25 protein-coding genes are annotated in these 23373 nt (G+C 64.7%); 16 read left to right on the top strand and 9 right to left on the bottom strand.

Translation table 11 applies throughout. The features are described 5' to 3' along the window. Positions 1-20 precede the first annotated feature (20 nt). The 5 genes from IC232_RS05295 (at position 21) to IC232_RS05275 (ending at position 5327) form a co-directional block, all read left to right on the top strand. Entirely contained in the window at positions 21-2141 is a 2121-nt protein-coding gene (locus IC232_RS05295) for a heavy metal translocating P-type ATPase (RefSeq protein ID WP_190843872.1), read from the top strand. Next, a complete protein-coding gene (gene lspA / locus IC232_RS05290; protein ID WP_190843871.1) occupies positions 2141-2629 on the top strand; it encodes a signal peptidase II in 489 nt (162 codons plus the stop codon). The genes IC232_RS05295 and lspA overlap by 1 nt, the downstream gene beginning before the upstream one ends. After that, entirely contained in the window at positions 2629-3300 is a 672-nt protein-coding gene (locus IC232_RS05285) for a methyltransferase family protein (RefSeq protein WP_190843870.1), read from the top strand. Before lspA ends, IC232_RS05285 begins: the two co-directional genes overlap by 1 nt. Positions 3301-3304: 4 nt before the next feature. Continuing rightward, a complete protein-coding gene (locus tag IC232_RS05280) occupies positions 3305-3937 on the top strand; it encodes a cation diffusion facilitator family transporter (RefSeq protein ID WP_210335225.1) in 633 nt (210 codons plus the stop codon). Positions 3938-4172: 235 nt separating this feature from the next. Next, positions 4173-5327 (top strand): murein L,D-transpeptidase family protein, encoded by a 1155-nt coding sequence (locus IC232_RS05275; protein ID WP_190843868.1) that lies wholly within the window; start codon positions 4173-4175, stop codon positions 5325-5327. Between the two features lie 95 nt (positions 5328-5422). On the opposite strand, the gene IC232_RS05270 is transcribed toward IC232_RS05275, so the two are convergent. Continuing rightward, the gene (locus IC232_RS05270) at positions 5423-5593 is read right to left on the bottom strand and encodes a hypothetical protein (protein WP_190843867.1); all 171 of its coding nucleotides are present in this window, start codon (positions 5591-5593) and stop codon (positions 5423-5425) included. A 182-nt stretch (positions 5594-5775) separates the two neighbouring features. Next, positions 5776-6951, bottom strand: a complete 1176-nt coding sequence (locus IC232_RS05265) for an adenylate/guanylate cyclase domain-containing protein (protein ID WP_190843866.1) — start codon at positions 6949-6951, stop codon at positions 5776-5778. A gap of 262 nt (positions 6952-7213) precedes the next feature. Here IC232_RS05265 and IC232_RS05260 point away from each other — a divergent pair, with 262 nt between their 5' ends. Further along, positions 7214-8020: a DUF1194 domain-containing protein gene (locus IC232_RS05260; RefSeq protein WP_190843865.1), complete on the top strand. Its 807-nt coding sequence runs from the start codon at positions 7214-7216 to the stop codon at positions 8018-8020. Between the two features lie 450 nt (positions 8021-8470). Here the strand turns inward: IC232_RS05260 and IC232_RS05255 are convergent, their stop codons facing one another. Together IC232_RS05255 and IC232_RS05250 are read right to left on the bottom strand one after the other, a co-directional pair. Beyond that, complete coding sequence (locus IC232_RS05255) at positions 8471-9133, bottom strand: transglutaminase-like cysteine peptidase (RefSeq protein WP_190843864.1); 663 nt, start codon at positions 9131-9133, stop codon at positions 8471-8473. 123 nt (positions 9134-9256) lie between these two features. Next, complete coding sequence (locus IC232_RS05250; protein WP_190843863.1) at positions 9257-9772, bottom strand: hypothetical protein; 516 nt, start codon at positions 9770-9772, stop codon at positions 9257-9259. 215 nt (positions 9773-9987) lie between these two features. Here IC232_RS05250 and IC232_RS05245 point away from each other — a divergent pair, with 215 nt between their 5' ends. The 7 genes from IC232_RS05245 to IC232_RS05215 all read left to right on the top strand — a co-directional run bounded on the left by IC232_RS05245 (position 9988) and on the right by IC232_RS05215 (position 14415). Next, positions 9988-10371, top strand: coding sequence for a hypothetical protein (locus IC232_RS05245; protein ID WP_190843862.1), 384 nt, complete (start codon positions 9988-9990; stop codon positions 10369-10371). A gap of 217 nt (positions 10372-10588) precedes the next feature. Next, on the top strand, positions 10589-11092 hold the full coding sequence (locus IC232_RS05240) for a copper chaperone PCu(A)C (RefSeq protein WP_190843861.1): 504 nt from the start codon (positions 10589-10591) through the stop codon (positions 11090-11092). A gap of 9 nt (positions 11093-11101) precedes the next feature. Next, a complete protein-coding gene (locus tag IC232_RS05235) occupies positions 11102-11734 on the top strand; it encodes an SCO family protein (RefSeq protein WP_190843860.1) in 633 nt (210 codons plus the stop codon). 36 nt (positions 11735-11770) lie between these two features. Next, positions 11771-12214 carry a disulfide bond formation protein B gene (locus IC232_RS05230; RefSeq protein ID WP_190843941.1) on the top strand — a complete coding sequence of 148 codons (444 nt, stop codon included), beginning with the start codon at positions 11771-11773 and terminating at the stop codon, positions 12212-12214. Beyond that, positions 12207-12869, top strand: coding sequence for a DsbA family protein (locus tag IC232_RS05225; RefSeq protein ID WP_190843859.1), 663 nt, complete (start codon positions 12207-12209; stop codon positions 12867-12869). The genes IC232_RS05230 and IC232_RS05225 overlap by 8 nt, the downstream gene beginning before the upstream one ends. 88 nt (positions 12870-12957) lie before the next feature. Next, a complete protein-coding gene (locus IC232_RS05220) occupies positions 12958-13599 on the top strand; it encodes a TlpA family protein disulfide reductase (protein ID WP_246812040.1) in 642 nt (213 codons plus the stop codon). 87 nt (positions 13600-13686) lie between these two features. Next, positions 13687-14415 (top strand): cytochrome c biogenesis CcdA family protein, encoded by a 729-nt coding sequence (locus tag IC232_RS05215; RefSeq protein WP_190843858.1) that lies wholly within the window; start codon positions 13687-13689, stop codon positions 14413-14415. A 142-nt stretch (positions 14416-14557) separates the two neighbouring features. On the opposite strand, the gene IC232_RS05210 is transcribed toward IC232_RS05215, so the two are convergent. The 3 genes from IC232_RS05210 to IC232_RS05200 form a co-directional block, all read right to left on the bottom strand. Then, positions 14558-14980: a Fur family transcriptional regulator gene (locus IC232_RS05210; RefSeq protein WP_190843857.1), complete on the bottom strand. Its 423-nt coding sequence runs from the start codon at positions 14978-14980 to the stop codon at positions 14558-14560. Positions 14981-15006: 26 nt separating this feature from the next. After that, a complete protein-coding gene (locus tag IC232_RS05205) occupies positions 15007-16356 on the bottom strand; it encodes an Nramp family divalent metal transporter (RefSeq protein WP_190843856.1) in 1350 nt (449 codons plus the stop codon). 143 nt (positions 16357-16499) lie between these two features. Next, positions 16500-17234: a DUF1223 domain-containing protein gene (locus IC232_RS05200; protein WP_190843855.1), complete on the bottom strand. Its 735-nt coding sequence runs from the start codon at positions 17232-17234 to the stop codon at positions 16500-16502. A gap of 199 nt (positions 17235-17433) precedes the next feature. Here IC232_RS05200 and IC232_RS05195 point away from each other — a divergent pair, with 199 nt between their 5' ends. Next, positions 17434-18189: a DsbA family protein gene (locus IC232_RS05195; protein WP_190843854.1), complete on the top strand. Its 756-nt coding sequence runs from the start codon at positions 17434-17436 to the stop codon at positions 18187-18189. A gap of 250 nt (positions 18190-18439) precedes the next feature. Here IC232_RS05195 and IC232_RS05190 read toward each other — a convergent pair whose 3' ends face one another. Beyond that, positions 18440-20050 carry an amidohydrolase gene (locus tag IC232_RS05190; protein ID WP_190843853.1) on the bottom strand — a complete coding sequence of 537 codons (1611 nt, stop codon included), beginning with the start codon at positions 20048-20050 and terminating at the stop codon, positions 18440-18442. Positions 20051-20478: 428 nt separating this feature from the next. Here IC232_RS05190 and IC232_RS05185 point away from each other — a divergent pair, with 428 nt between their 5' ends. Both IC232_RS05185 and IC232_RS05180 read left to right on the top strand, forming a co-directional pair. Beyond that, positions 20479-21468, top strand: a complete 990-nt coding sequence (locus IC232_RS05185) for a GGDEF domain-containing protein (protein ID WP_190843852.1) — start codon at positions 20479-20481, stop codon at positions 21466-21468. Between the two features lie 638 nt (positions 21469-22106). After that, a complete protein-coding gene (locus IC232_RS05180) occupies positions 22107-22724 on the top strand; it encodes a L,D-transpeptidase (RefSeq protein ID WP_190843851.1) in 618 nt (205 codons plus the stop codon). 97 nt (positions 22725-22821) lie between these two features. Here IC232_RS05180 and IC232_RS05175 read toward each other — a convergent pair whose 3' ends face one another. Then, positions 22822-23373, bottom strand: coding sequence for a Spy/CpxP family protein refolding chaperone (locus tag IC232_RS05175; protein ID WP_190843850.1), 552 nt, complete (start codon positions 23371-23373; stop codon positions 22822-22824).

The following is a 23373-nucleotide window of genomic DNA, read 5'->3' as shown; positions in this document are numbered from 1 at the left end:
ATCAAACTGGATTTCTGACAATGACCGACCGCTTGCGTTACCGCGTCGAAGGCATGGATTGCGGCAGCTGCGCCCGCAAGATCGAGACCGCGCTCGCCCGCGTGCCCGGCGTCTCCGACATCAACATCACCACCACGACTGAGACCCTGCGCCTGCGGGTGGCGGAAGCCGGCACGGGCGAGCAGGTCGAGAGGGTGGTCCGCGACCTCGGCTATGGCATCTCGCCCATTAGCGAGGAGGCGCGGCATCATCATGACCATGAGGCCGAGGACGGGTCTTGGTGGCGCTCCGCCAAGGGACGGCTGACGATCCTCTCAGGCCTTGGCCTCGCGGCCGCATGGCTGCTGGCCATGGTCCTGCCTGGCTATGAGGCTTGGCTCTACACCGCTGCCATGGCCATCGGCCTGGTACCGATTGCCCGCCGTGCGGTTTCCGCCGCCATGGCGGGTGCACCCTTCACCATCGAGACCCTGATGAGCATCGCCGCAATCGGCGCTGTGATCATCGGTGAGACCGAGGAAGCTGCCATCGTGGTGCTGCTATTCCTCGTGGGCGAGCTGTTGGAGGGCGTCGCCGCCGGCAGGGCGCGCGCCAGCATCCGGTCCCTGACCAGCCTGGTGCCGAAGACCGCCTTCATCGAGCGCAACGGAACCCTGGAGGAGGTCCAGGCCGAGACCCTCGCGGTGGGCGACGTGATCGCGGTTCGCCCCGGCGACCGCGTACCGGCCGACGGCACCATCATCTCGGGCGAGAGCGCCATCGACGAGGCGCCGGTGACGGGCGAGAGCACCCCCAAGCGCAAGGGCGAGGGCGAGAGCGTCTTCGCCGGCACCATCAACACCGACAGTACGCTGCGGGTCCGGGTCACCGCCGAGGCGCAGGACAACACCATCGCCCGCGTGGTGCGCCTGGTCGAGGAGGCGCAGGAGTCCAAGGCGCCGACCGAGCGCTTCATCGACCGCTTCTCGCGCTACTACACGCCGGCCGTGCTTGTCGTGGGCGCCCTCGTGGCCATCCTGCCGCCGCTGGTGGCCAGCGAGCCCTGGGGCGAGTGGGTCTACAAGGGACTGGCCGTGCTCCTGATCGGCTGCCCGTGTGCCCTCGTCATCTCGACCCCGGCCGCCATCGCAGCCGGCCTGGCGGCCGGTGCCCGGCGCGGCCTCCTGATCAAGGGCGGAGCCGTGCTGGAAATCCTCGGCAAGGTGACCGCTGTCGCCCTCGACAAGACCGGCACCCTCACAGAAGGGCGGCCCAAGGTGACCGACGTGGTCGCCCTCGGAGAGGCGAGCGAACGCGACGTCCTGGAGGATGCGGCCGCCCTTGATGCCACCTCGTCCCACCCCATCGCCAAGGCCATCTTGGCGCGGGCGCAGGCCGAGGGCATCGAGGTCGCCCCCGCTGTCGGTGTCTTGGCGCTCGGCGGCAAGGGCGTGAAGGGACGCTTCCGTCGCCGTGGCCTGTATCTGGGCTCGCCCAAGGCGGCTGCTGACATCGCACCTCTCCCGGCCGAGGCCGAGGCCCGCATCAGCGCCCTGCAGGAGGAGGGCAAGACCGTGTCCGTTCTTCTCGTGAACGACACGCCCGTCGGGCTGATCGCGGTGCGGGACGAGCCCCGCGAGGACGCTACCGCCGGCTTGCAGGCGCTCAAGGCGCGCGGGATCAAGCCGATCATGCTCACCGGTGACAACGCCAAGACGGCGGCGGCCATCGCCCATACCTTGGGCGTGGAGCCGCGGGCCGACCTGCTGCCGCAGGACAAGCTTCGCATCGTCAACGAGCTCAAAGCTCAGGGGCAGGTCGTCGCCAAGGTCGGCGACGGCATCAATGACGCTCCGGCTCTGGCCGCGGCGGATGTCGGCATCGCCATGGGCGGCGGCACCGACGTGGCGCTGGAGACGGCGGACGCCGCCGTGTTGCATGGACGCGTGCTCGACATCGCCCGCATGATCGCGCTCTCCAAGGCCACAATGGGCAACATCCGCCAGAACATCGTCGTGGCTCTCGGGCTCAAGGCCGTCTTCCTGGTGACCACCATCCTCGGCATCACCGGGCTGTGGCCGGCGATCCTTGCCGACACGGGCGCGACCGTGCTGGTCACAGCCAACGCCATGCGCCTGCTCGGGGCCGGACGGAGCGTGTGATGACGGTCATGGCGAGGATTGGCTATCTTCTGGCGGTCACGGGACCGATCATCCTGCTCGATCAGGCCACCAAGGCGATGGCCCGGGCGTCCCTGATGCCTGGGGAGGTCCTGGAGGTCCTGCCGTTCGCGAACCTGCGGCTCGGCTTCAACCGGGGGATCAGCTTCGGCCTCCTGCCCGCCGACGAGGCCTGGGGCGTGCTTGCCCTGATCGGCATCACGGCCCTGATCTGCGTTGGCATGGCGGTCTGGAGCGTCAGGGCGCAGGCCCGGCAGGAGAGTGTGGCCTTGGCCCTGATCCTCGCGGGCGCTCTCGGCAACCTGATCGACCGCGTGAGGGACGGCATGGTGACCGATTTCATCGACCTCCACGCCGCCGGCTACCACTGGCCGACCTTCAACGTGGCGGACATCGCCATCACACTCGGGGCGATCTGGCTCGTGACCGACAGCCTCAGGATCGGGGCCCGACGCAAGGAGGCATCCTGATGCCGTCTGCCATTCTCCCCGTCCTGCTGCTCGTTGGGCTCGGTGCGGCCTTCACGCTGCTCACCCGCCGCGTGTCGCAGCGTCTCGGCCGCTCGGTCGATAGGTTCGGCACGGGCGACACTGCTCATGATTTCGTGGGGTGGGTCTATCGCGTCGGCGGCGCCATCCTGTTCGTCTTCCTGGTCGTGCGGGTGGTCCTGCCGAGCGCCGATATGGCCGCCGGCCTGGTTCCGGGAGTGGCCCGACCTGCCATCGCATGGCTGGGTCTCGCGGTGATGGCTGCAGGCAGCGCGGTCATCCTCGCCGCCCAGGTGCAGATGGGGACGTCCTGGCGGATCGGCCTGGATCAGGAGCGGACCGGGCTTGTGACGTCGGGCCTGTTCGCCTGGTCGCGCAACCCGACCTTCCTCGGCATGGTCGCCGTGGTACTCGGAGCCTTCCTCATGGCCCCGACCACGGTCACAGGCATCGTGCTCGCGGCCGCTTGGGTGGCCTTCTCGGTCCAGATCCGCATGGAGGAGGAACACCTGCGACGCATGCACGGTCCTGCCTATGAGGCGTATCGAGTTGCCGTGCCGCGCTGGATCGGCCGCCGATCCGCCCGTCTTGAGGGCCGGTCAACGGGGGGTGCCGAAGGAAGCGAAAGCCTTCGCTCCATCACGGGGAACTGATGTCATGAGCCGTGATGACGACGATGACGACGGCATCCAGGATTACTCCCACGTCACCTCAGGCTATCGCCGCGCCCTGTGGACCGTCGTGGTGCTCAACGTCGGCTATGGGCTCGCCGAGATCGTGGCCGGGTTCGTTTCCGGATCACAGGCCCTGAAGGCGGACGCCCTCGACTTCCTCGGCGACGGAACAATCACGCTCCTCGGCCTGATCGCCATTGGGTGGAGCCTGGTCTGGCGGGCACGGTCCGCGCTTCTCCAGGGCGTCTTCCTCGGGCTCCTCGGCCTCGGCATCCTTGTCACCTCCGCGTACCGGGTTTTCGTGCTGCAACAGCCCGAGGCCGAGATCATGGGCCTGTTCGGGGTGATCGCGCTCGTGGTCAACGTTGCCTCGGCCTGGGTCCTGCTGCCGCATCGGAGCGGGGACGCCAACGTCAGGGCGGTGTGGCTGTTCAGCCGGAACGATGCCATCGGCAACGTGGCGGTGATCATCGCCGCCGGCCTCGTCGCCTGGACCGCGACGCCGTGGCCTGACCTTGTCGTTGCCGTCGTCATCGCTGGGCTGTTCCTCCAGTCGTCCTGGGCCATCATCAAGGATGCCCGTCGCGACCTCAGAACCGCCCAAGCCTCGGCCTGACCGCTGCATCGTTCGGGCAAGGCGTCAGAGGGGGCCTCAGGCATCCTGTGGATCGCGGGTGAGCGGAAGCCGGACGCCTCAATCCTGCCGGACTTGAAGGCAACCTTTCATGCCGGTTGGCAGGCTTCCGCCGGTTCCTGTGCCTGTGGCAAGACAGCGTTAAAGCCAATCCCTTAGAAAAATGGGGAACCGTCCGGGATCAACCCCGGGCGCACAGAATGCGGGAATTCCCACGATGAAGCGTATTGCATTGGTTGCGGGCCTCGTGCTCGCGCTCGCCGCCTGCCAAGGCCAGGACATGTCCACGCGCCACCTGGCGCCGATCCCCGCCGCCACCATGGCGCTGATGGAAACGAAGGGCATGTCGAAGAACGACCCGATCCTGATGCGCTCCTACAAGAAGGAATCCGAGATCGAAGTTTGGAAGCGGGGCCGCGACGGCCGGTACGCGCTCCTCAAGACCTACCCGATGTGTCGCTGGTCGGGCCAGCTCGGGCCGAAGATCCGCGAGGGCGACCGCCAGGCCCCGGAGGGCTTCTACACCGTCACCCCGGCGCAGATGAACCCGAACTCGCAGCTCTACCTCTCGTTCAACCTCGGCTACCCGAACGAGTACGACCGCGCGCTTGGCCGGACGGGGTCGCACCTGATGGTGCACGGATCGTGCTCGTCGCAAGGGTGCTTCGCCATGACCGACGAGGCCATCTCTGAGGTCTATGCCCTGGCGCGGGAGGCCTTCTCCAGCGGCCAGCGCGGCTTCCAGTTCCAGTCCTATCCGTTCCGGATGACGGCCGAGAACCTGGCCAAGCACCGCCTCGACCCGAACATCGCCTTCTGGCGGAACCTCAAAGAGGGTTCCGACTACTTCGAGATCGCCAGGGACGAGCCGCGCGTGTCCGTCGCCAATCAGCAATATGCCTTCAGCGGCGACACCTCGGTCATGGCGGCCGTCGCGCAGAAGCGGCAGAGCGACGATCAGCAGGTGGGTGCGTTGGCGGCCAATGGCGTGCAGCCGGTCAAGCTGGTCTACGCCGACGGCGGGCAGCACGAGAGTTTCCGGCAGGCCTTGTACGGCGATGCAGGCCAGGGCGGATCGCCTGCCGTCGACGCCAACGCGCGCAAGCGCCTTGGGGACGTCAGCCGCCCTGAGGCGCTGGCCGCCGGACCGCAGGAGGTCGTCCTCGCTGCAAGCGGGAAGCCGAGGCAAGGACCGTCATCGACCCTTGCCTATGCTTCGCAAACCCCCAAGAGCCAGATCCGTGCTGGCGACGCCGCGCGGCCGTCGACATCTGCTCCTGTTGTGAATGCGGCGCCTGGGCCGGCAGTGCAAGCGGCGGGAAGTGAGGGGCGCTCTGTGCTCGAACGCTTCCGGGGGCTTTTCGGCGGCTGAGCCTGGGGCCCTGCAGGGTTGGTCCGCCATGCAAGGCTGATCGCCATCGAATGGGCAGTGTTCGGTCGTTCTGAACGACGGCTGTTCTGCTCGGCCTATGGCGTTGCCTTGGCGGGGGCATGAGCTTGCGAGGTGTCTCGATGGCGCTGGTCCTCAAGCTCACGGGTTTTCACGAACGAGACTGCGTAGAGGATGACGACCAGGCCCAGAAGCGTCAGGGCCAGCGCGAGGTTCCTCCGGTTTCGCCGTTGTTTCCACTCATCCATTTCTTCATCTCCCCGAAAGGCCCGCGGTGCGGAACAGGAACCTGAGGCGTGCGGCGGCAGGGATTGCGGGGAGGAGCGGCGGGCGAAGGGCCAGATCCATATGGCGTGTATTCCGAAGGTTGAAGGTATCTCTGGCTAGCACCTCAAGCTGCTAGAGGTTCAAGTGCATTCTTGGCCTTCCGCTACGGGTGTTCGCCGGATCCGTGTAGCGAGAAAATCATCTGCTCGTCTGGAACACCCTTCAGAGCAAACGTGCCCAGAGCATGCGTCGCCGCTGATGGGAGGAGTGCGGCGACCTCCCGCGAGCACACCGCCACGTTGCCTGTACTCTTTGCGAAGGCTTCGAGCCGACTGACCAGATTGACCGTCGGCCCAACCACGGTGAAGTCGAGGCGGTCGGGGCTGCCGATATTGCCGTAGGTGACAGGGCCGATATGCAGGCATGCGACAAACTGCAGATCACCCTCCTCATGGGCTCTCGCCAAGGCGGCGTCCAAGGCCCGGCAGGCCTGCCGGGTGGCCTCTGCCTGACCACTCTCTTCAACAGAAAAGATCGACAGGATGCCGTCGCCGATGAACTTCAGCACGTCACCACCCTCTGCACGCACAGCCCCGACAACCACCTCCAGATAGCGGTCGAGGTGCTCCAGCACCTGATCGGGGGGCAACTGCTGCGACAGAGACGTGTATCCGCGCAGATCCGTCAGCAGCACGGCTGCTTCAATCTCAAAGCAATCGCCTCGTCGAATGGCCCCTGCCACAACGCGTTTGGCAGGCCCCTCGCCAAGATAGGTTTGCAGAAGACTCTCACTGGAGCGCCGCATCGCGGCAGGTTCCAGGGCCGCGGCCAGGAACGGACCCAGCTCCTCGATGAGGCACACCTCCTCGGGGCTGAAATCCCGTAGGCCGTAGGTCGTGAAGGAGGCGCCCTGAACAGAGCCATCCCCGTACATGATCGGGATAGCCAGGTAGTCTGTGCCGCCCTCAGAAGCTACCTCTAAGAGCACGTGATGGTCGAGGGCCGGATCCAGGTGCCGAAGGGAGCGGCGGAAGCTGGCTCGTGTCGTGTTGACCTGCTCGAAGGGGCTGCCGCTGTATGAGCGTGTCGCCAGGATCCTGTGGGGCACGGTGTAAGCCTCGGCCCCGGCTCCGCGCACCCATTTTACACCCCAGACGCCGATGAGTGGATTGGCCAGGCGCTGCCCGACCCGAACGCGCCAGAGTGGTACGCCTGCGGCCAGCAGCCGTTCGCAGTATTCTGTGACGATGGCAGCTGGCGCGAGTGTGGTGCGGGCTGGCCCAGCGAGCCACCGCGCAAGGTCGAGGACGCAGGGGAGGCGTTGGGGGATCTGGGGCATGCTTTGCCCCCGCTTTCTCGTCAAAGACCGGTGAAGTGCTCGATACGCTGCTTCGGAATGCCAGAGGGGACGGATAGGTAACGTCGGGCGATCTGATAGGTCCCACTGGGAAACCCCGGCAGTGAGCCGAATGTCCGCGTAAAACGGGAACATGGCACCCTCCCGAATGGCAGGTGATTTCCGGTTCAACCCGCAGCCGACATTCATTGGCCCCAAGTCCATGTCATGACAGCTCTTTGGAGCATCCCACAGGGAGGCAGTCATGCCTGGGCGACATCACGGCGCGTGCTTGGGTCTGTCCCTGGTCTGCCTCTGGAGCGGCGCTGCCGCCGGAGCCGAGGCAACGCTCGACCTCGCCCTCGTACTTGCCGTGGATGTGTCGTCCTCGATGACCTCGGCCGAGCAGGAGCTCCAGCGCTCAGGCTTCATTGAGGCGTTTCGATCTCCAGCGGTCCACAAGGCCATCGTGAAAGGCTCGCTGGGTCGCGTTGCCGTCGTTTACGTTGAATGGTCCGGGGCAGACGAGCAGGTCGTTCTCGTTCCCTGGACTGTGGTCGATGGGCCGGAAGCCGCAAGGTCCTTTGCGGACACGCTTGGTCGCAAGCCGCTCCGTCCGGCAGGCATGACCTCGATCTCTGGCGTGATCGACTTCGGAATGAGGCTCTTCACCGATCTGAAGGACGAGCCAGCGCGGCGGGTGATCGATATCTCGGGAGATGGTCCGAACAACGACGGTCGCAAGGTCAGGTACGCGCGTGACCGCGCCGTGGCCGAAGGTATCACGATCAACGGGCTGCCAATCCAGATCGAGGGAACGGTGCGTGGCTGGGACGTTGCCGATCTGGATCGGTACTACGCGGACTGCGTGATCGGAGGACCAGGCTCGTTCATGATCCCGCTCCGCCATGCCGATCAGTTCCCATCAGCGATCAAGGCCAAGATCCTGCGCGAAATCGCCGGAAGCGGAGGATCTTCCCTGTTCCTTCCCACCGGAGCGCAAGCGGACTGCCTCTCGGGCGAGAAACGCCGCACAGAAGAGGAAGCATGGGAAGGCGAAGGAAATCCCTAGGATCGTGATGGTGCATCTACCAGAGGCCTATGCAGCCTCACGCTATGCATGTTCGACGGCGTGTTCAATGGCGGTACGGAGTTCCTGAAGGCAATTGGGCTGTTCCACGCCCTGACGCAGGACCCGCAGATCGTCCGTCGGGGCGCCTGTATGCACGGAAATCCGAAACAGAACAGGGGCGCCAGGGAAAACTCCTGCAAGGCTCCTGCGGACCTCATCCAGGAGCCTCTTCCCCCTGTCGTCAATCCCTCGACGCCGGAGATTGACACCTAGACGCTCAAGGTGTGGCCGTGCATTCCAATGGATTTCGACAATGTCGGCGCTCACGGCGATCTCCTGCTCGGAACCTGACACAGGTTAACGCCGCCGCAGGGGCAAGGGTCCAAGCCTGCCGCAACGGAGGCGAGCTCGCGAGGATGATGCGAGAATTCACCCGATCCGGGACTGACGCTACTGGTTTGCCGTCATGGTCGGCGACGTCCGGCCGCCGAGCGAGGCCCAGGTGGAGCCCTCATCGCCCTCGCGCTTGATATAGGTGTAGCCGGTCTTGTGCCATGACAGGATGGCATTGCGCTTGTTGTCGAGGATGAGATCGCCCCGATTGGTGCGGACCATCATGACCGCATGCCCAGCGCCTTCCTCATCGATCACCACGGTCATCCGCAACGCCCGGCGGGGGAAGCCCGCCTCGACCAAGCGCTTGCGCTTGACGAGCTGATAGTCCTCGCAGTCGCCGTAGCCGTCCTCGGCGAAGTCCCAGCGGTCCTCAACGCCCCAGTGATCCTTGTCCGTCTTCGCCTTGATATCTGTGTTCACCTGCTGGTTGATCCGGACGAGGGTCTGCCAATCCTTCGGAGTGAGATTGATCGTGGCAGGCTCGGAGGCATCGACGGCGCATTCCACCGGGTTCTGCTCGCAGAAGCGGATCCAACCCGGGATCGGCTTCGCTGCGCCAATCATCCCAACTGGCTGGGAGGCCGTTGGCAACCCTGCAACGGTCTGCGCCTGCGCTCCACTGCCGATCATGGTGAGCCCAATCGCGAAGGCGGCGAGACGAAGCGTGTTCCGGAGAGAAGGCCGAGTGTTCAGAGACCCGAAGAGAGGTTGCCGCATTGCCCCCACCGATTTGCCGTTAAGGTTTTGTTCATCAAACCTGACACAACGGGCGGGAGCCGCTCAAGGCAAAAGTTAAACGAGAGTTAACAGGTCGCACCCTGTTTCGTTCCGGAAATTTTGTTAACCATGTCCTGCGCGTAATGTCGCAGCAGTGATCTCCAGGCGCCCGCTGACATCGTCGAATGACAGGGCGTAATGGACGTCTGCGCTGTCCCGGTGCGCCTCACCCACGCTCAGCGCGGCATCACCCAGTTCAAGCAAGAACTCGCCGCGCCGGTCCTCGGCCATCCCTGGATCGTAGACCACCATGGTCGCACCGAGCACGGTCAGCGTATCATCGATAAGCTTCGTCGCCGCCGCATCGTCTCCTTGGCGGAACGTGGCCGCGATCATGATCCGCTCGGTGACGGGACGATCCGGCGGGCCGACCACTTCGATGCCGACCTGACGCGCGGCGTAACGGCAGTGACTGCTGACCATACAGGAGGTTTGCCGGACGCGAAGATCAGTGCCGACCTGTCGGAGGGCCGGATTGACCGCTTCTGCATACATCGGCGGCGGGGCGTCAAACGGATTGGCTGTCGCTTGGGAGGCAAGGGCGAACGTTGCTATGAAAAAGGCAAGGACTGGTCGCATGGCCCCTCCGAATGTTGCCGACATGGCGCCTGAGCATCATGGCAGGCGCATGACCCACCATTCATTTCCGGTGTCGTTTTCCCCGTAAAAATGGAGCATGGCAGACAGGGCTGCCAACCTCCCGGTTGGAATGCGTCGCTTTACCTCTCCAGCGGACACAAGCTATTGATTGTGCCGCGCTTCACATTTCAGGGGGCATGTGAGAGGTTCCCGGCATGAAGCCGTGGCTTGCCATCACACGTCTGCTCTCGATCCTTGCGATCCTTGGGCTCGTGCTTGCCCCGTTCACCGTTCCCGCGGTGGCCGGAGGGCTGGTGGTGCCCATGACGGCGTCTGACACCGGAATGGCTCGGGTCTCCACAACCTATGACATGGCGATGGCCGAGGTGCAGTGCTGCGCGCCCGCCAGGTCATCCAAACCCGACGGCCCCAAGGCCTGCCCGCTTGCGGCCTTGTGCCATGCGAAAGTTCTCCAGGACGTTTCGACCGCCAGTGCGGTGGTGCGCTGGTTCAGCCCCGCACAGGCACTGGTGCCCGGGGATGACGCCACACCGGAGACTCTGGCCCAGGCTCCACCTGCTCGGCCCCCGCAAGTCTAATGATCTTGCCGGCGCAAGCGCCGGAAGCCGCGTGGCCCTCGCCACGCCGAGGCCGACCCGTTGGGTCACGGCCGCCGTCAACCGGTGGGATAGTCCGATAAAGCCATGTCTCTGGGCCTGCCCTCTCGGCGGCGCTCCTCCGCGCAATTCCAGGACGGCCCTGACACCTAAGCACAGATGTGATGATGCACCCCGTCGAGGGGCGAAAGACACCAAAATGACGAAGCGATCTCTCGTTGCTCTTCTATCGACCCTGGCCATCGGCGGCATGCCGGCTGCGATGGCCCAGGCTCCTGAAACCTACCGCGCCGGCGGCATCGTGGTGGAGGCGCCCTGGTCCCGCGCCACGCCGGGCGGCGCCAAGGTGGGCAGCGGCTACATGCGGATCATGAATACGGGTTCGGAGCCCGACCGTCTGGTCGGCGGCTCCACCGTGGTCGCGGAACGCTTCGAGGTGCACCGCTCCACGGTTGTCGAGGGCGTCGCCCGCATGGAGCCCGTCACCGGAGGCCTGGAGATCGGCCCGGGTCAGACGGTGGAGCTGAAGCCGGGCGCGCTGCATGCCATGCTCGTCAATCTGCGGCAGGGACTGAACCCGGGCGACACGGTGAAGGGCATGCTTATCTTCGAGAAGGCGGGCGTGCTCAAGATCGAATACAGGGTCGGCGGCATCGGGGCACAGGCCGCCCCGGCGGCTGCCAACGTTCACCAGGGCCACTAAGGCGGTGCAATGTCATCCACTCTCAAGATCATTCGCTGGGTCGCATTTGCGCTCATCGCCGTCCTGCTGCTCCAGATCGGTTTCTTCGCTTGGCACTGGTACCGCGGGGAGACGTCCGGCTCTCGGTTCGCCCAACCCGTCATCACGACGACCGGAGTTCCGGACGTCGGTGGTCCGTTCTCGCTGGTGAACCATCGGGGTGAGCGGGTCACGCAGGACACCTTCAAGGGCAAGCCGACGGTGTATTTCTTCGGCTTCACCCACTGCCCGGAGGTGTGTCCGACGACGCTTTTCGAAATGAGCCAGCACCTCAAGAGCCTCGGCCCCGACGCCGACCGCCTCAACGTCGTCTTCGTGACGGTCGACCCCGAGCGGGACACCCCCGAGTTGCTGAAGACCTACATGGAAAGCTTCGATCCCCGGATCATCGCGCTCACCGGCACGCCGGAGGAAGTGACGGCGGCGGCGAAGACCTTCCGCGTCGCCTACCGCAAGGTGTCGACCGAGGGCGGCAACTACACGATGGAACACTCCGCGTCGGTGATCGTGACCGATGCACAGGGCGGGTTCGTCAGCCTGATCGACTACCACGAGGACAAGGCAACGGCGCTCGCGAAACTCAAACGGGCGATCCGAGGATAGGACATGAGCCAAACCGCCACCACTCGTCACGTGACCATGCCCGATGGGCTGCTCACAACCTCGGGCCGTCACACGTGGGCGTACCTGTTCGCCGCCTGGATCATCGCGCTTGCGGCAACCTTCGGGGCCCTGTTCATCGGGGAGGTCATGGGGCAGACCCCGTGCCACCTGTGCTGGCACCAGCGGGTTTTCATGTTCCCGCTCGCCGTCATCCTGGCCGTGGCAACCTTCCGCGAGGATACCGGCGTCTGGCGCTACGCCTTGCCCATCGCAGGGCTCGGGTGGCTCGTCGCCGCCTTCCACTCGCTGCTGTACGCCGGGATCATCCCCGAGGCGATCAAGCCCTGCGGACAGGGTCCGTCCTGCTCCAGCGCCGACATGACCGTTCTGGGCCTGCCGCTCCCCTACCTGTCGCTCGCAGCCTTCACCGCCATCGCCGTTCTTCTCGCCCCCATCCGCCGAAAGGTCTCCAATGTCTAAGCGCCTCCTCGTCATCCTGACCGCCCTGATCGTGGTCGCCGCCTTCGCCGGTGGCGCCTTCCTGTATGACCGCTCCGGCAAGGGTGCCGAGCCTGCTTCCGCGGCCACCGTCGCCAACGGCACCCTGATCCGGCCGCACTCGCCGGTCATCGGCCCACCGGAGGCTCCGGTTACCATCGTCGAGTTCTTCGATCCGATGTGCGAGGCCTGCCGGGCCTTCTACCCCATCGTCAAGCAGATCCTAGCGGACTTCCCGAAGGACGTGCGCCTAGTCCTGCGGTACACGCCCTTCCATGAAGGGGCCGACACCGCGGTCTTCATCCTTGAGGCGGCTCGCGGACAGAATAAGTTTGAGCCGGTTCTCGAAACCCTGCTGGCGAACCAGCCGGAATGGGCCGCCCATGGCGCGCCGGATCTGGACAAGGCTTGGCGCTTCGCCGCGGCCGCGGGCCTCGATGTGCAGCAGGGCAAGAAGTTGGCATCCACACCCCTCATGGGTCGTATGCTGGAGACGGAGATTGCCGACGTGAAGGCCAACGACGTGCGGCAGACGCCGACCTTCTTCGTCAACGGCAAGCCGCTGACCAATTTCGGGCCGCAGCAGCTCCGCGACTTGGTGCAACGCGAGGTCGACCAAGTGCGGAAGGGGTCATGATCGCCTCGATTGGTCTTAGGTCCGAATGGGATCCGGCCAAAGGTCGGATCCCCGGCGGCCTGAACTGTGGTCGTTCTCGGAGGCTGCGTTGAAACCCTGGCCACCCGCTGATCTCATGCCCGCCCGCGTCAAACGATCCTCCCGACGTCCGCTCGCGAAGTCGGGGGGCACCCCTTGGGTCAGGGTCCTCACCGTCGCCCTCGGCCTTGCCCTTGGGCTTTCGGCCGCCGGAGCCGCAGAGGCGCCGGCGCGTCTGATCGTGCACGAGACGCCGCGCCCCATCCCGGAGCTTTCCTTCGAGGACGAGGGCGGGCGGCAAGTTTCCCTCGCCGATCTGCGCGGCAGGATCGTCGTTCTAAACATCTGGGCGACCTGGTGTTCCCCCTGCCGCGAGGAGATGCCCGCCCTTGATCGCCTCCAGGCCCAGTTCGACCGAAAGGATGTCGAGGTCGTCGCCCTGTCGATTGACCGGAAGGGGTTCGATCCGGTGCGAAAGTTCCTCACCTCGGTCGGTGTCAGGCATCTGGCGCCGTACATAGACGAGAGCGGCGGCGCGGCGCGCAACCTGGGCCTCGTCGGCCTTCCGGGCACCCTGGTGATCGACCAGGATGGGCGGGAGATCGGCCGCCTGTTGGGCGCCGCGGAGTGGGACAGCCCGGAAACCGTCGAATTCCTGAAGGCACGCGTCGAGCAGGGGAAGACCGCCCCGGCCCGGGAGCCCGCATTGTGATGCTGGCTCGATCCCGCCACCTGCCTTGGACGAACACTTTGGCCGCCCGGGCCTCGTGCCGCGCCGGCAGGATGGAGTGAAGAACCCATGCTCAGTGTCTCCCTCCCGGCCGCCATGCTCGGCGGGCTCATCAGTTTCTTGAGCCCCTGCGTCCTGCCGCTGGTGCCGCCGTATCTGTCCTTCTTGGCGGGCACGACGTTTGATCGCCTGAGCGCAGACGACGACCGCGCTGTCCGACAGCGGGCTGTCCTGGCGGCGCTGCTGTTCGTGGCGGGCTTCTCCACCGTCTTCGTGCTGCTGGGTGCGACAGCGTCGGCCCTTGGCCAGGTGATCCGACAGTACCTCGATGTGCTGAGCACCCTCGCTGGCGTCTCTATCATCGTGATGGGGCTGCATTTCCTCGGCGTGTTCCGCATCGGGCTGTTCTACCGCGAGGTGCGGTTCAGGGTGCCCAAGCCGACAGGGCTGTGGGGCGCCTATGTGATGGGTCTGGCCTTCGCCTTCGGCTGGACGCCCTGCATTGGACCGGTGCTGGCTGCGATCCTGACCGTGGCGGGCTCGGAGCAGAGCGTCGCGCAGGGGGCCTTGCTGCTCGCCGCCTACTCGGCAGGCCTTGGCATTCCATTCCTGCTCGCGGCGTTCGCCATGAAGCCCTTCGTGGCGCTCCTGAAGAGCATGCGCTCCCGCTTCGTGCTGATCGAGAAGACCATGGGCGGCCTCCTCGTGCTGACCGGGATCGCCTTTCTGACCGGCTGGATCACCAACATGTCGTTCTGGCTTCTGGAGACGTTCCCGGCCCTAGGGACGTTGGGCTGAGGCGGAAGCGAGTTGGTGCCATCTAAAATGACACCGCTCATGGTGTAGGCGTCCGCGCAGGACTTTTGCCCGATCACCCTCAATCGGAAGCAGCTATCCTTTGCCCGCTCAACGATGGGTCTTGCCGGCCACTTCGTGGCGTTCAGGATCCCTTTCGCGCGGTTCTTCTTCGCCCATAGAGTTCCAGGCGATGGCCAACGAGGTCAAACCCGAGTTCCCGCGCGACCACAGCCTGAAGTCGCTCGATCTCCTCGGAACGGAACTCAATCACTGTGCCCGTATCCACGTCAATCAGGTGGTCGTGGTGCCGCTTTGCGGCCGGCTCGTACCGCGCCCGCCCGTCCCGAAACTCATGTCGCTCAAGGATGCCGAGTTCTTCGAAACGCTTCATGGTCCGGTAGACGGTCGCGAGGGAGATGCGATCATCCTCCTCGGCCACGCGGCGGTGCAGTTCGGGCACATCGGGATGGTCGTGGGCACTGGCAACAACCTGCGCGATGAGCTTGCGCTGGCCCGTGAGCCGAAGGCCCTTGGCCCGGATCTGAGCTTCAATCCTGTTGGTCATATGCACTGACTCCCAGGCGGCCGAGATCAGCCTATCACAAAGTCCACCAGGAGCTTGACGTTCAAGGTCACGATCACGGCGGCGATGATCCCCGCGAAGCCCACGAGCCACGCCGGAGCGACGAGCGCGCCCATCTTCGCCTTGCTTGACGTGAACATGATGAGCGGGATCACCGCGAAGGACAGTTGCAGGCTCAGGATGACCTGGCTGAGGATCAGCAGTTGAGCAGTGCCGCTCTCGCCGTACCAGACCGTCACGATGGCTGCCGGAACAATCGCCACCAGGCGGGTGACGAGCCGGCGCAGCCAAGCCGGCAGGCGGATGTTGAGGAAACCCTCCATGACCGCCTGACCGGCAAGGGTCGCGGTGACCGTCGAATTGAGGCCGCAGCAGAGAAGCGCGATGCCGAACAGCGTCGGCGCGATGGCAGCGCCCAGAAGCGGCGAGAGAAGGCTGTGCGCTTCCCCGAGTTCCGCCACCTCGGGGCGTCCGGTCGTGTGGAACGCCGCAGCGGCGAGGATCAGGATCGAAGCATTGATGAAAAGCGCGAACATCAGCGCGACCGTCGAGTCGATGGTGGCGAACTTCAGGGCCTCGCGCTTCTCAGGCAGTGAGCGCCCGTACGACCGCGTCTGCACGATGGCCGAGTGCAGGTAGAGGTTATGGGGCATCACGGTGGCGCCCAGGATGCCGAGCGCCAGGTAGAGCATCTCCGGGTTCGTCAAGATCTGGGTCGTGGGCGCGAAACCACGGATCACCCCGCCCCAATCCGGGTCCGCCAGCGCGATCTGCACGCCGAAGCAGACGGCGATGACGCCGAGCAGGGCGATCACGAAGGCCTCCAGGTACCGGAACCCGAGCCGCTGCAAGTAGAGGATCAGGAACACGTCGAGCGCGGTGATGACGACACCGATCTCCAACGGGATCCCGAACAGAAGATTGAGGCCGATGGCCGTGCCGATCACCTCCGCCAGATCGGTTGCCACGATGGCTAGTTCCGCCAGGAGCCAGAGCGGCACGCTCACAGCCTTGGGGAAGGCGTCGCGGCAGGCCTGGGCAAGGTCACGTCCTGACGCGATGCCAAGGCGGGCGCAGAGCGACTGCAGCACGATGGCCATGATGTTGGAAACCAGGGCGACGACAAGGAGCGTGTAGCCGAACTTCGAGCCGCCGGCGATGGAGGTCGCCCAGTTGCCCGGATCCATGTAGCCCACCGAGACCAGGTAGCCCGGACCCACGAACGCGGCGAGCTTGCGCAAATTGCCCCCGATCCTGGGCACCGCCACGGTGCGGTACACCTCCGACAGGGGGGCGTCCCGCCGGGGCTGGCGCCAGCCCGTCAGGTCCTCGGCGAGATCGGGAGCTCGGGCGTCCATGGTCAACTCCAGCGTGTTGCAGTTGCAAGTGATTTGCAAAAGCATGACACAGTCCGTGCCCCGTGTGAAGTCCGGGTCGTAAAGGCTCTTTAGGAGAGGCCGGCAAACCTCGCCATGCCCCCATCCTGGCCCTGGAATGGCGCCTACAAGCCCGGCCCCTTGGCGGCTCCGAGGATCCTGCCCGGCTTCCCGTCCCATGCCTTCTGAAGAAGGACGACGTACGTGTCGGCCCCCTGTGTCTCGACGGCTTCGAGGGGCATCTCGAAGCGGATGTGAGAGCCCGACCAGCGCCCGAGGGGATACAGTCCGCGCACGACATTCGTGTACGTTTCCGTGCGCCCGGCGTTCTCTCCGCGATGGATCGCAACCTGGCTGTGCCGGCGGACCGGCAGCAACCAAGCCTCAGCCTCGCCGTCGCCCTCACCGACATCGACGATGACGAGACCGTTCTCCTCCTTCACCTGGATGGTGACGGGAAGGGAGCCCCCAGCCGTTGCCTGATCGATGGATCTTATGACCTGGTCCCGCGCCGACCCGATGCAGGACACCACGCCGTTGACGATCATCTCGGGCGTGTAGATCTGACCCGCCTTGCGGGCTTTCGCATATCCCTTCTGCCGTAGGGTGAAGAGCGTGTCCGCCAGCGTATCCTTCCAGCCGAGATAATCCCAGTAGTTCACCGGCAGGGTCAGCACGACGAGGCTGGGATCCCGTTGCCACTCCATCATGAGCTCGTCCGCGGGCCGGCAGGCCGAGCAGCTTTGGCTGACGAAGAGTTCGAGAACCGCGCGCGGCTCCGGCGAGGCGGCAGCCTGACCCACAACGAGGGTGGAGAGAGCAGACAGGAGGCCAGTCCAGGTTCTCAGAGGATATCGCATGCCTCTAACTCAGCACGCCGTCCGGACGGCGTGGAAGTCACGTTCCCTTGATCTCGGCCCGCCCGGGACGTCAGGCTGGCTGCCGTGATCGACAGCGGGAATCCGAATCGGTAGTCATGGGGAGCTTGCAACCGGCAAGTGGCTGACCCGTCCGGCGCGGAGCCGCGAACAGGACGGTCTGAACGCAAGGATCTCTGTGATGCCCTTCAACGCCCCCGCCGTGCGCCGTGTCGCGCTCCTCGCCGCGCTCGTCCTGCCGTCGGCGGTGCTGGCCCAGCCCGCTTCGTTCACGCCGGAGCAGCGCGAGGCCATCGGCGGGATCGTCCGGGAGTATCTCCTCAAGAACCCCGAGGTGCTGCAGGAGGCGTTCACCGAGCTCCAGCGGCGGCAGCAGGTGGCCGAGCAGGCGGGCCGGGCGGAGGTTCTGACCGCCGAGCGCGGCAAGCTGGAGAACTCGCCCCGCGACTTCGTGCTCGGCAACCCGCAGGGCGACGTCACCATGGTCGAGTTCCTCGATTACAACTGCGGCTACTGCAAACGTGCCATGGCCGACGTGAAGGCGCTCATCAAGTCCGACCCCAAGCTGCGGGTGGTGATCAAGGACTTTCCGGTGCTTGGGCCAGGGTCCGTCGAGGCCAGCCGCGTCGCGCTGGCGGCCAAGTCGCAGCTTGCCGGCGACAAGCTCTATGATTTTCACACCAGGTTGATGGAGAGACGCGGCCAGGCCAACGGGGAATCCGCCAAGGCAGTCGCCAAGGAGATGGGCCTCGACATGGCCCGCCTGGAAAAGGATCTGCAGAGCAACGAGATCGACGCCACGCTCCAGGAGAACATGGGGCTCGGGGAAAGATTGGGGATCAACGGCACGCCTGGCTTTGTCATCGGGAATGAGGTTATTGCGGGCGCCGTCGGGGTCGAGCCACTGAAGCAGGTCATCGCGAACACGCGGAAGTAAAGGTGCGGACCAAGGCGCCTATGGACCAACGAGGATGCGGCCAAGCCGGCATTGAAGGAACAACGGCTTGGCCTACGCGATCTCCTGCGCGTTCGTTCCCTAGCGCCCAGAGTTCCCAACATGGTCGTCACCCCTTCAACGTTTCCTCGCAGCTCTTACGAGCTGAGCGAAGCGGGCACGGCGGCAATATGAGGTCGCCGTGCCGTGAAGCGCTGCCCCCTGCAGTTGGCAGCGGGCAAATTTCCAGTCTTCAGTTCTTCGGCTTCTCCAGCACCGGGAACTTGATGCCCAGCTGATCGAGGTACGTCGCGTACTTGGACGGATCGTAGTAGTACTTCCTCATCTCGGGCCGGTACTGCGCCATGATGTCGGCGTTGATCTGCACCTGCGGCTTGTCCTCCGCCGAAATCATCGGGACGTACTTCTGGTTCTTCTGCTGCTCGTTGGCGAAATAGCCCTTGGCCTGCACCAGCAACTCCGGCTTGGACAGCAGGTCGATGGACGTCATCGCGATCACCTTCGCCCCGGCAACGACGCCCTTGTGGGCGATGGGCGTCGCCATCGACATGGCGTTCGCCCAATGGTGCCCCGGCAGGTTGGGGATGTTGGAGGGATAGTTCAGCGTGATCGTCGGGACCGTCCACGAGATGTCGCCGATGTCGTCGGATCCGCCGCTCTCGGGCTTCTCCAGCGGTGGTTCGAGCTTCTTCAGTTCGACGGCGAGCCCTTCCTCCTTGTCCTTGACCGTGCGCTGCACCGCCTTGGCGAAGGCCTGCTCGTCCTCCGTCCACTGCGGCAGCCCAACCTGCTGGATGTTGGCGTAAGCGGCTTCCGCAATCGGCTTGTTGAAGTGGCGCGGCGCCGCCGTGCCGATGATCCGTCGGGTGACCGTGGTGTCGGTCATCTTCGCGGCGGCTTCCGAGATGGTGTTGGCGATCTCGAAGTTCTTGCGGATATTCGCGAAGTCCTGCTCGCGGATGAAGTACCAGACGCTGGCGACCGACGGCACGACATTGGGCTGGTCGCCTCCGTCCGGGATGACGTAATGCGAACGCTGCTCTGGCCGCAGGTGCTCGCGGCGCATGTTCCAGCCGATGTTCATCAGCTCGACACCATCGAGCGCACTGCGGCCACGCCACGGGGCCATGGCGGAGTGGGCCGACTCGCCACTGAACGTGTACTCGACGGAGACCAGGCCCGTGCCGCGGGGCTGGCCCCAGGTGGTCTCAAGATTGTTGCCGACATGGGTGAAGAGGACCGCGTCCACGCCGTTGAACACGCCGTCGCGGACCATGTAGGCCTTGCCCGCCACGAGTTCCTCGGCGACGCCAGGCCAGAGCATGATGGTACCGGGGATCTTCTCCTGCTCCATGAGCTCCTTCAGGGCGAGCGCAGCGACGACGTTGAGGGCTTGGCCCGAGTTGTGCCCTTCGCCGTGTCCCGGCGCGCCTTCGATCATGGGTTCCCTGTATGCGACGCCTGGTTTCTGAGACGCCTTGGGGATGCAGTCAATGTCGCTGCCGAACGCGATCACCGGGCCGCCAGAGCCCCACTTGGCAACCCAGCCCGTCGGCAGGCCCGCGACATTGCGCTGAACGGAAAAGCCGTTCTTCTCAAGGATGTCGGTGATGTACTTCGAAGTCTCGAACTCTTGGAAGGCGAGCTCGCCGAAGCTGAAGATCGAGTCATTCATCTCCTGGGCGAGCTTGGCGCGGGCCTCCACGCCGGCGACGGCGCGCTTCTTCAGCTCCGCGATGCGCTCCACGAGCGCAGCGCTCTGGTCGGTGGTCTGGGCCAGGACGGGGGCGGCGGTGGTGAGCAGGGCGGTGAGTACTAGGCTGGGCAGTAAACCACGTTTCATGAGAACCTCCCGGGAGTGTCGAAACCGCGCGGGCAAATCAGCGGGCGCGAGCAACATCGGAGCAGATCACACGGAATTCAGCTTCAGTGCTGAACACATTGCAGCCATCAAATATGAACATGGCCTTCGTTGGAACTTTTCGCCCACTCACAGAATGGAGATGGCCTCGGACAAGGCACCGACAAGGGTTGAATGGGTGTCGATCAAAGCGATAGCGTAGCCGCCAAGCAGAGATCTGGCGTAAAAAGTTCAACGTTCTTGTCTGCGTTCGAACTGCACGACTAGTTCTTGTCGGTCATGTACCAGTGACTCGACTGTCTTGAGAGGTTCCGCACTCCGGGGAGCGAGCGCGGCTCCTAGTTGGGGTGACCCAGATCGAGAAACCCGTGTAGAAGACCAGAAATCCCTTCCTGAGCCGCGCACCACATATGCCGTCTTTCCCTATAGATCCAGACGAAGAGACGCTTCGGAACGTCGTTGAGGCGCTGACCGAGAGCGGACAGGCCGTCTCCATCTACGATGCAGAGGACAACCTCCGCTACGCGAACGAGACCTATCGGGGCATGTTCTTGGTCGGCTATGAGGGTCCGTACACATTCCCAGACATCCTCCGTTACGGTGCCGCGCATGGGCTTGGGGTGAGGATTGATGATGGTGATGTCGAGGCCCTGATCGCCAGGACCCTTCCGCGGCGTAGGACGTCCCGCCGGAAATCCTTCGAGACGGACCTCGTTGATGGCCGCTGGTTCTGGATCGAGCACACGGTGCTGCCCAATGGGTGGGTGATGACCGTGGGAACGGACATCTCCGCTCTGAAGCACAACGAGAAGTCCCTGCGCCAGGCCCACGAGTCCGCCCTGCTTGCCTCGCGCACGGACCTCCTCACCGGCCTGCCGAACCGGCGCTACATTCTCGAACTGCTCGACGAGGGCCTCACGGCGGGTGGGGCATCCGGCGCCGGCCTGTGCGCCGCGATCATCGACATCGACCAATTCAAGGTCGTCAACGACACCTACGGGCATGAAGCCGGCGATGCCGTCCTCCGGCATTTCGCGCAGGTTTTCCGCGAGAGCCTGCGCTCCGGAGACCATCTCGGCCGGATCGGAGGCGAGGAATTCCTGCTGCTGCAGCCGGATGTCCGTCTCGACGACGCAACTCGTCTGATCAACCGGATCAGAGCGGAATTCCCACCTGCCACATTGCCGGACCAGGCAACGCGTCGGCCCATCGCCTTCAGCGCGGGCTTGACGGCGGCCCTGCCGTACGACGACCGGGGCTCGATCCTTTCCCGTGCGGATCGTGCTCTTTACGCTGCGAAGGCTGAGGGACGGAACTGCACCAGGATTGGCCTTGGGATGGAACGAACGGCCACGGATCGTGCTCACGCGCCAGCGAAGACGGCTGGTCGGAGTTCCTGACCCAAGCGCTCCCTGGCCCGAGTAGGATGATGGCTGCCCCGTCCCGCAGGCCGCAGCCCTCATTTGTAGAACACTTTTTTGCACGCGGGTATGGCTGTGTGTTATAAGATGGCATGAACAAGAGCCCGGCTCCAATTGGATGGGACATTGTGAGCTTTGCCCTTGTAGGGGCCATCCTCGGTATGTTGGTCGGGGCAGTGTTCTGCTGCTACCAGTTGGTCATGGGCCCAACGCACGCCCCGCATATGGTCAGGGATCCAGCCATTGGTGGGGTTATCTGCGCCCTCTTCTTCGGCACTCTCTCCATAATCGGTAACCGGATCATGCGGGCCAGGAATTTCCGATAGGCGCATATACAGAACCGGATAGGGTATTCTTTCAGCGTATTCGGAAGGAATTCCGGTGGATGCCTGCCTCCCTTCTGTGAGCACCTAGTCTAACTGGCTCCGGCGGAGACTTCGCCACTTGTGCATCGCCCGACCAGCCACAACCAAGGCAGCGCTCACAGCCTCCCTCTAGCTCTTTCTCAAAGCGGGTCCACACAGTTGTGTGAGTTCGGACCGCTCCGCGGAACTGTGGTTCTGACAAAACGTCTGTAGGAATATCGCCTTGTATTCCTACCTAGAGGACTTCTCCCTATGCGTCTTGTCGGTCTGCTTGCCGCCTCCTTGCTTGGCACTCTCACACTCGGAGCTGGCTGGGCGAAAGCGGATGTCCTGATCACCGTCGACAAGACCATCCAGCACATGTCGGTCTCCGTTGGTGGCCAATCGCGCTACGCCTGGTCGGTGTCGACTGGCAAGGCAGGATATGAGACGCCGGTTGGCACCTTCACGCCCTCTCGCCTGGTGAAAGACCATGCCTCCAAGGAATGGGACAACTCGCCCATGCCCCACTCGATCTTCTTCACGCACCGGGGCCATGCGATCCACGGCAGCAACGCCACCCGTAGCTTGGGGCGGCCCGCTTCGCACGGCTGCGTCCGCCTCGCGCCCGCCAACGCAGCAAAGCTGTTTGCTCTGGTTCGAAGCGAGGGCCTAGGGAACACGAAGATTGTGATCCGAGGAGATGAGCCGAAGAAATCCTCGGCTCGGACGGTCAAACGGGATCGACCCAAGGCCCGGAATGCTGAACCTACATCGGTCGGAGCAGGCTATTCCGACCGTCGGCCACAACGTCCAGAGGCCCTACGCCCAGCACCGGCTTATGGATACGCGAGCCCGCTGAACACGCAGGCGATCTTTGATTGGCAATGAACAATGCCCTGCCTCTCACCCCAAAGACAAGCGTATGCCAGGAACATCAGCCATCCCGCGACCACGGCGAGCGCCGCCCCAACGGAGCCGAGGGCCGTCAGTGGTGGCCCTTGGGGCCATGCCCCTGGCCTCCCGAGGCCTGATAGCCACGCAGTTCGCCGTAGCGGCGGACCTGCTCGGGCGTGAGCATGTCGAGGGTGGAGAGGTGATAGCGCAGATGGGCTCCGCGAAGGGCGCCCTGCGTTGCTCCGATGTCGGCTGTGGCGGCTTGCAGGCTCGCCGAGGTGACTGACTTGGTGGCAAATTGTCGGTCGAGGTCCGCTTCCTGCGCGATCAGGCGCTCGCCAAGCGGCACCGTCTCCGCCTTCATCGCCGCGTGGAGTTCCTCAACCCGGGTGCGCTGCTCCCCGGTCAGCGCAAGCTTCTCGCCGAGTTCCAGGACATGGACCGGACCAGGATAGCCGTTGAGCTCCGCCGGAAGTGCGAGGCCCATGCCGCGCCCCGCCCTGAGGTCGGCGATCTGCTGATCCGATAGCGCCTTGACCGGGCGCATCTCAAGTCCGGCATAGGGCGTGGGGGAGGCATGTTGGGCCTGGGCGGCGCCAACGGCAGCGAGCATTGCGGCAATCACGATCCAGGTACGGGGCAT

Origin of the sequence: Microvirga sp. (assembly GCF_014699075.1) — a bacterium.
Classification (GTDB): domain Bacteria; phylum Pseudomonadota; class Alphaproteobacteria; order Rhizobiales; family Beijerinckiaceae; genus Microvirga.
This window is presented reverse-complemented; position numbering and strand designations above follow the sequence as displayed.

Excerpts from the sequence above, each read along its gene's own strand:
- IC232_RS05295 (WP_190843872.1), top strand. The coding sequence starts at position 21 with ATGACCGACCGCTTGCGTTACCGCGTCGAAGGCATGGATTGCGGCAGC.
- lspA (WP_190843871.1), top strand. The coding sequence starts at position 2,141 with ATGACGGTCATGGCGAGGATTGGCTATCTTCTGGCGGTCACGGGACCG.
- IC232_RS05285 (WP_190843870.1), top strand. The coding sequence starts at position 2,629 with ATGCCGTCTGCCATTCTCCCCGTCCTGCTGCTCGTTGGGCTCGGTGCG.
- IC232_RS05280 (WP_210335225.1), top strand. The coding sequence starts at position 3,305 with ATGAGCCGTGATGACGACGATGACGACGGCATCCAGGATTACTCCCAC.
- IC232_RS05275 (WP_190843868.1), top strand. The coding sequence starts at position 4,173 with ATGAAGCGTATTGCATTGGTTGCGGGCCTCGTGCTCGCGCTCGCCGCC.
- IC232_RS05270 (WP_190843867.1), bottom strand. The coding sequence starts at position 5,593 with ATGGATGAGTGGAAACAACGGCGAAACCGGAGGAACCTCGCGCTGGCC.
- IC232_RS05265 (WP_190843866.1), bottom strand. The coding sequence starts at position 6,951 with ATGCCCCAGATCCCCCAACGCCTCCCCTGCGTCCTCGACCTTGCGCGG.
- IC232_RS05260 (WP_190843865.1), top strand. The coding sequence starts at position 7,214 with ATGCCTGGGCGACATCACGGCGCGTGCTTGGGTCTGTCCCTGGTCTGC.
- IC232_RS05255 (WP_190843864.1), bottom strand. The coding sequence starts at position 9,133 with ATGCGGCAACCTCTCTTCGGGTCTCTGAACACTCGGCCTTCTCTCCGG.
- IC232_RS05250 (WP_190843863.1), bottom strand. The coding sequence starts at position 9,772 with ATGCGACCAGTCCTTGCCTTTTTCATAGCAACGTTCGCCCTTGCCTCC.
- IC232_RS05245 (WP_190843862.1), top strand. The coding sequence starts at position 9,988 with ATGAAGCCGTGGCTTGCCATCACACGTCTGCTCTCGATCCTTGCGATC.
- IC232_RS05240 (WP_190843861.1), top strand. The coding sequence starts at position 10,589 with ATGACGAAGCGATCTCTCGTTGCTCTTCTATCGACCCTGGCCATCGGC.
- IC232_RS05235 (WP_190843860.1), top strand. The coding sequence starts at position 11,102 with ATGTCATCCACTCTCAAGATCATTCGCTGGGTCGCATTTGCGCTCATC.
- IC232_RS05230 (WP_190843941.1), top strand. The coding sequence starts at position 11,771 with ATGCCCGATGGGCTGCTCACAACCTCGGGCCGTCACACGTGGGCGTAC.
- IC232_RS05225 (WP_190843859.1), top strand. The coding sequence starts at position 12,207 with ATGTCTAAGCGCCTCCTCGTCATCCTGACCGCCCTGATCGTGGTCGCC.
- IC232_RS05215 (WP_190843858.1), top strand. The coding sequence starts at position 13,687 with ATGCTCAGTGTCTCCCTCCCGGCCGCCATGCTCGGCGGGCTCATCAGT.
- IC232_RS05210 (WP_190843857.1), bottom strand. The coding sequence starts at position 14,980 with ATGACCAACAGGATTGAAGCTCAGATCCGGGCCAAGGGCCTTCGGCTC.
- IC232_RS05205 (WP_190843856.1), bottom strand. The coding sequence starts at position 16,356 with ATGGACGCCCGAGCTCCCGATCTCGCCGAGGACCTGACGGGCTGGCGC.
- IC232_RS05200 (WP_190843855.1), bottom strand. The coding sequence starts at position 17,234 with ATGCGATATCCTCTGAGAACCTGGACTGGCCTCCTGTCTGCTCTCTCC.
- IC232_RS05195 (WP_190843854.1), top strand. The coding sequence starts at position 17,434 with ATGCCCTTCAACGCCCCCGCCGTGCGCCGTGTCGCGCTCCTCGCCGCG.
- IC232_RS05190 (WP_190843853.1), bottom strand. The coding sequence starts at position 20,050 with ATGAAACGTGGTTTACTGCCCAGCCTAGTACTCACCGCCCTGCTCACC.
- IC232_RS05185 (WP_190843852.1), top strand. The coding sequence starts at position 20,479 with ATGCCGTCTTTCCCTATAGATCCAGACGAAGAGACGCTTCGGAACGTC.
- IC232_RS05180 (WP_190843851.1), top strand. The coding sequence starts at position 22,107 with ATGCGTCTTGTCGGTCTGCTTGCCGCCTCCTTGCTTGGCACTCTCACA.
- IC232_RS05175 (WP_190843850.1), bottom strand. The coding sequence starts at position 23,373 with ATGCCCCGTACCTGGATCGTGATTGCCGCAATGCTCGCTGCCGTTGGC.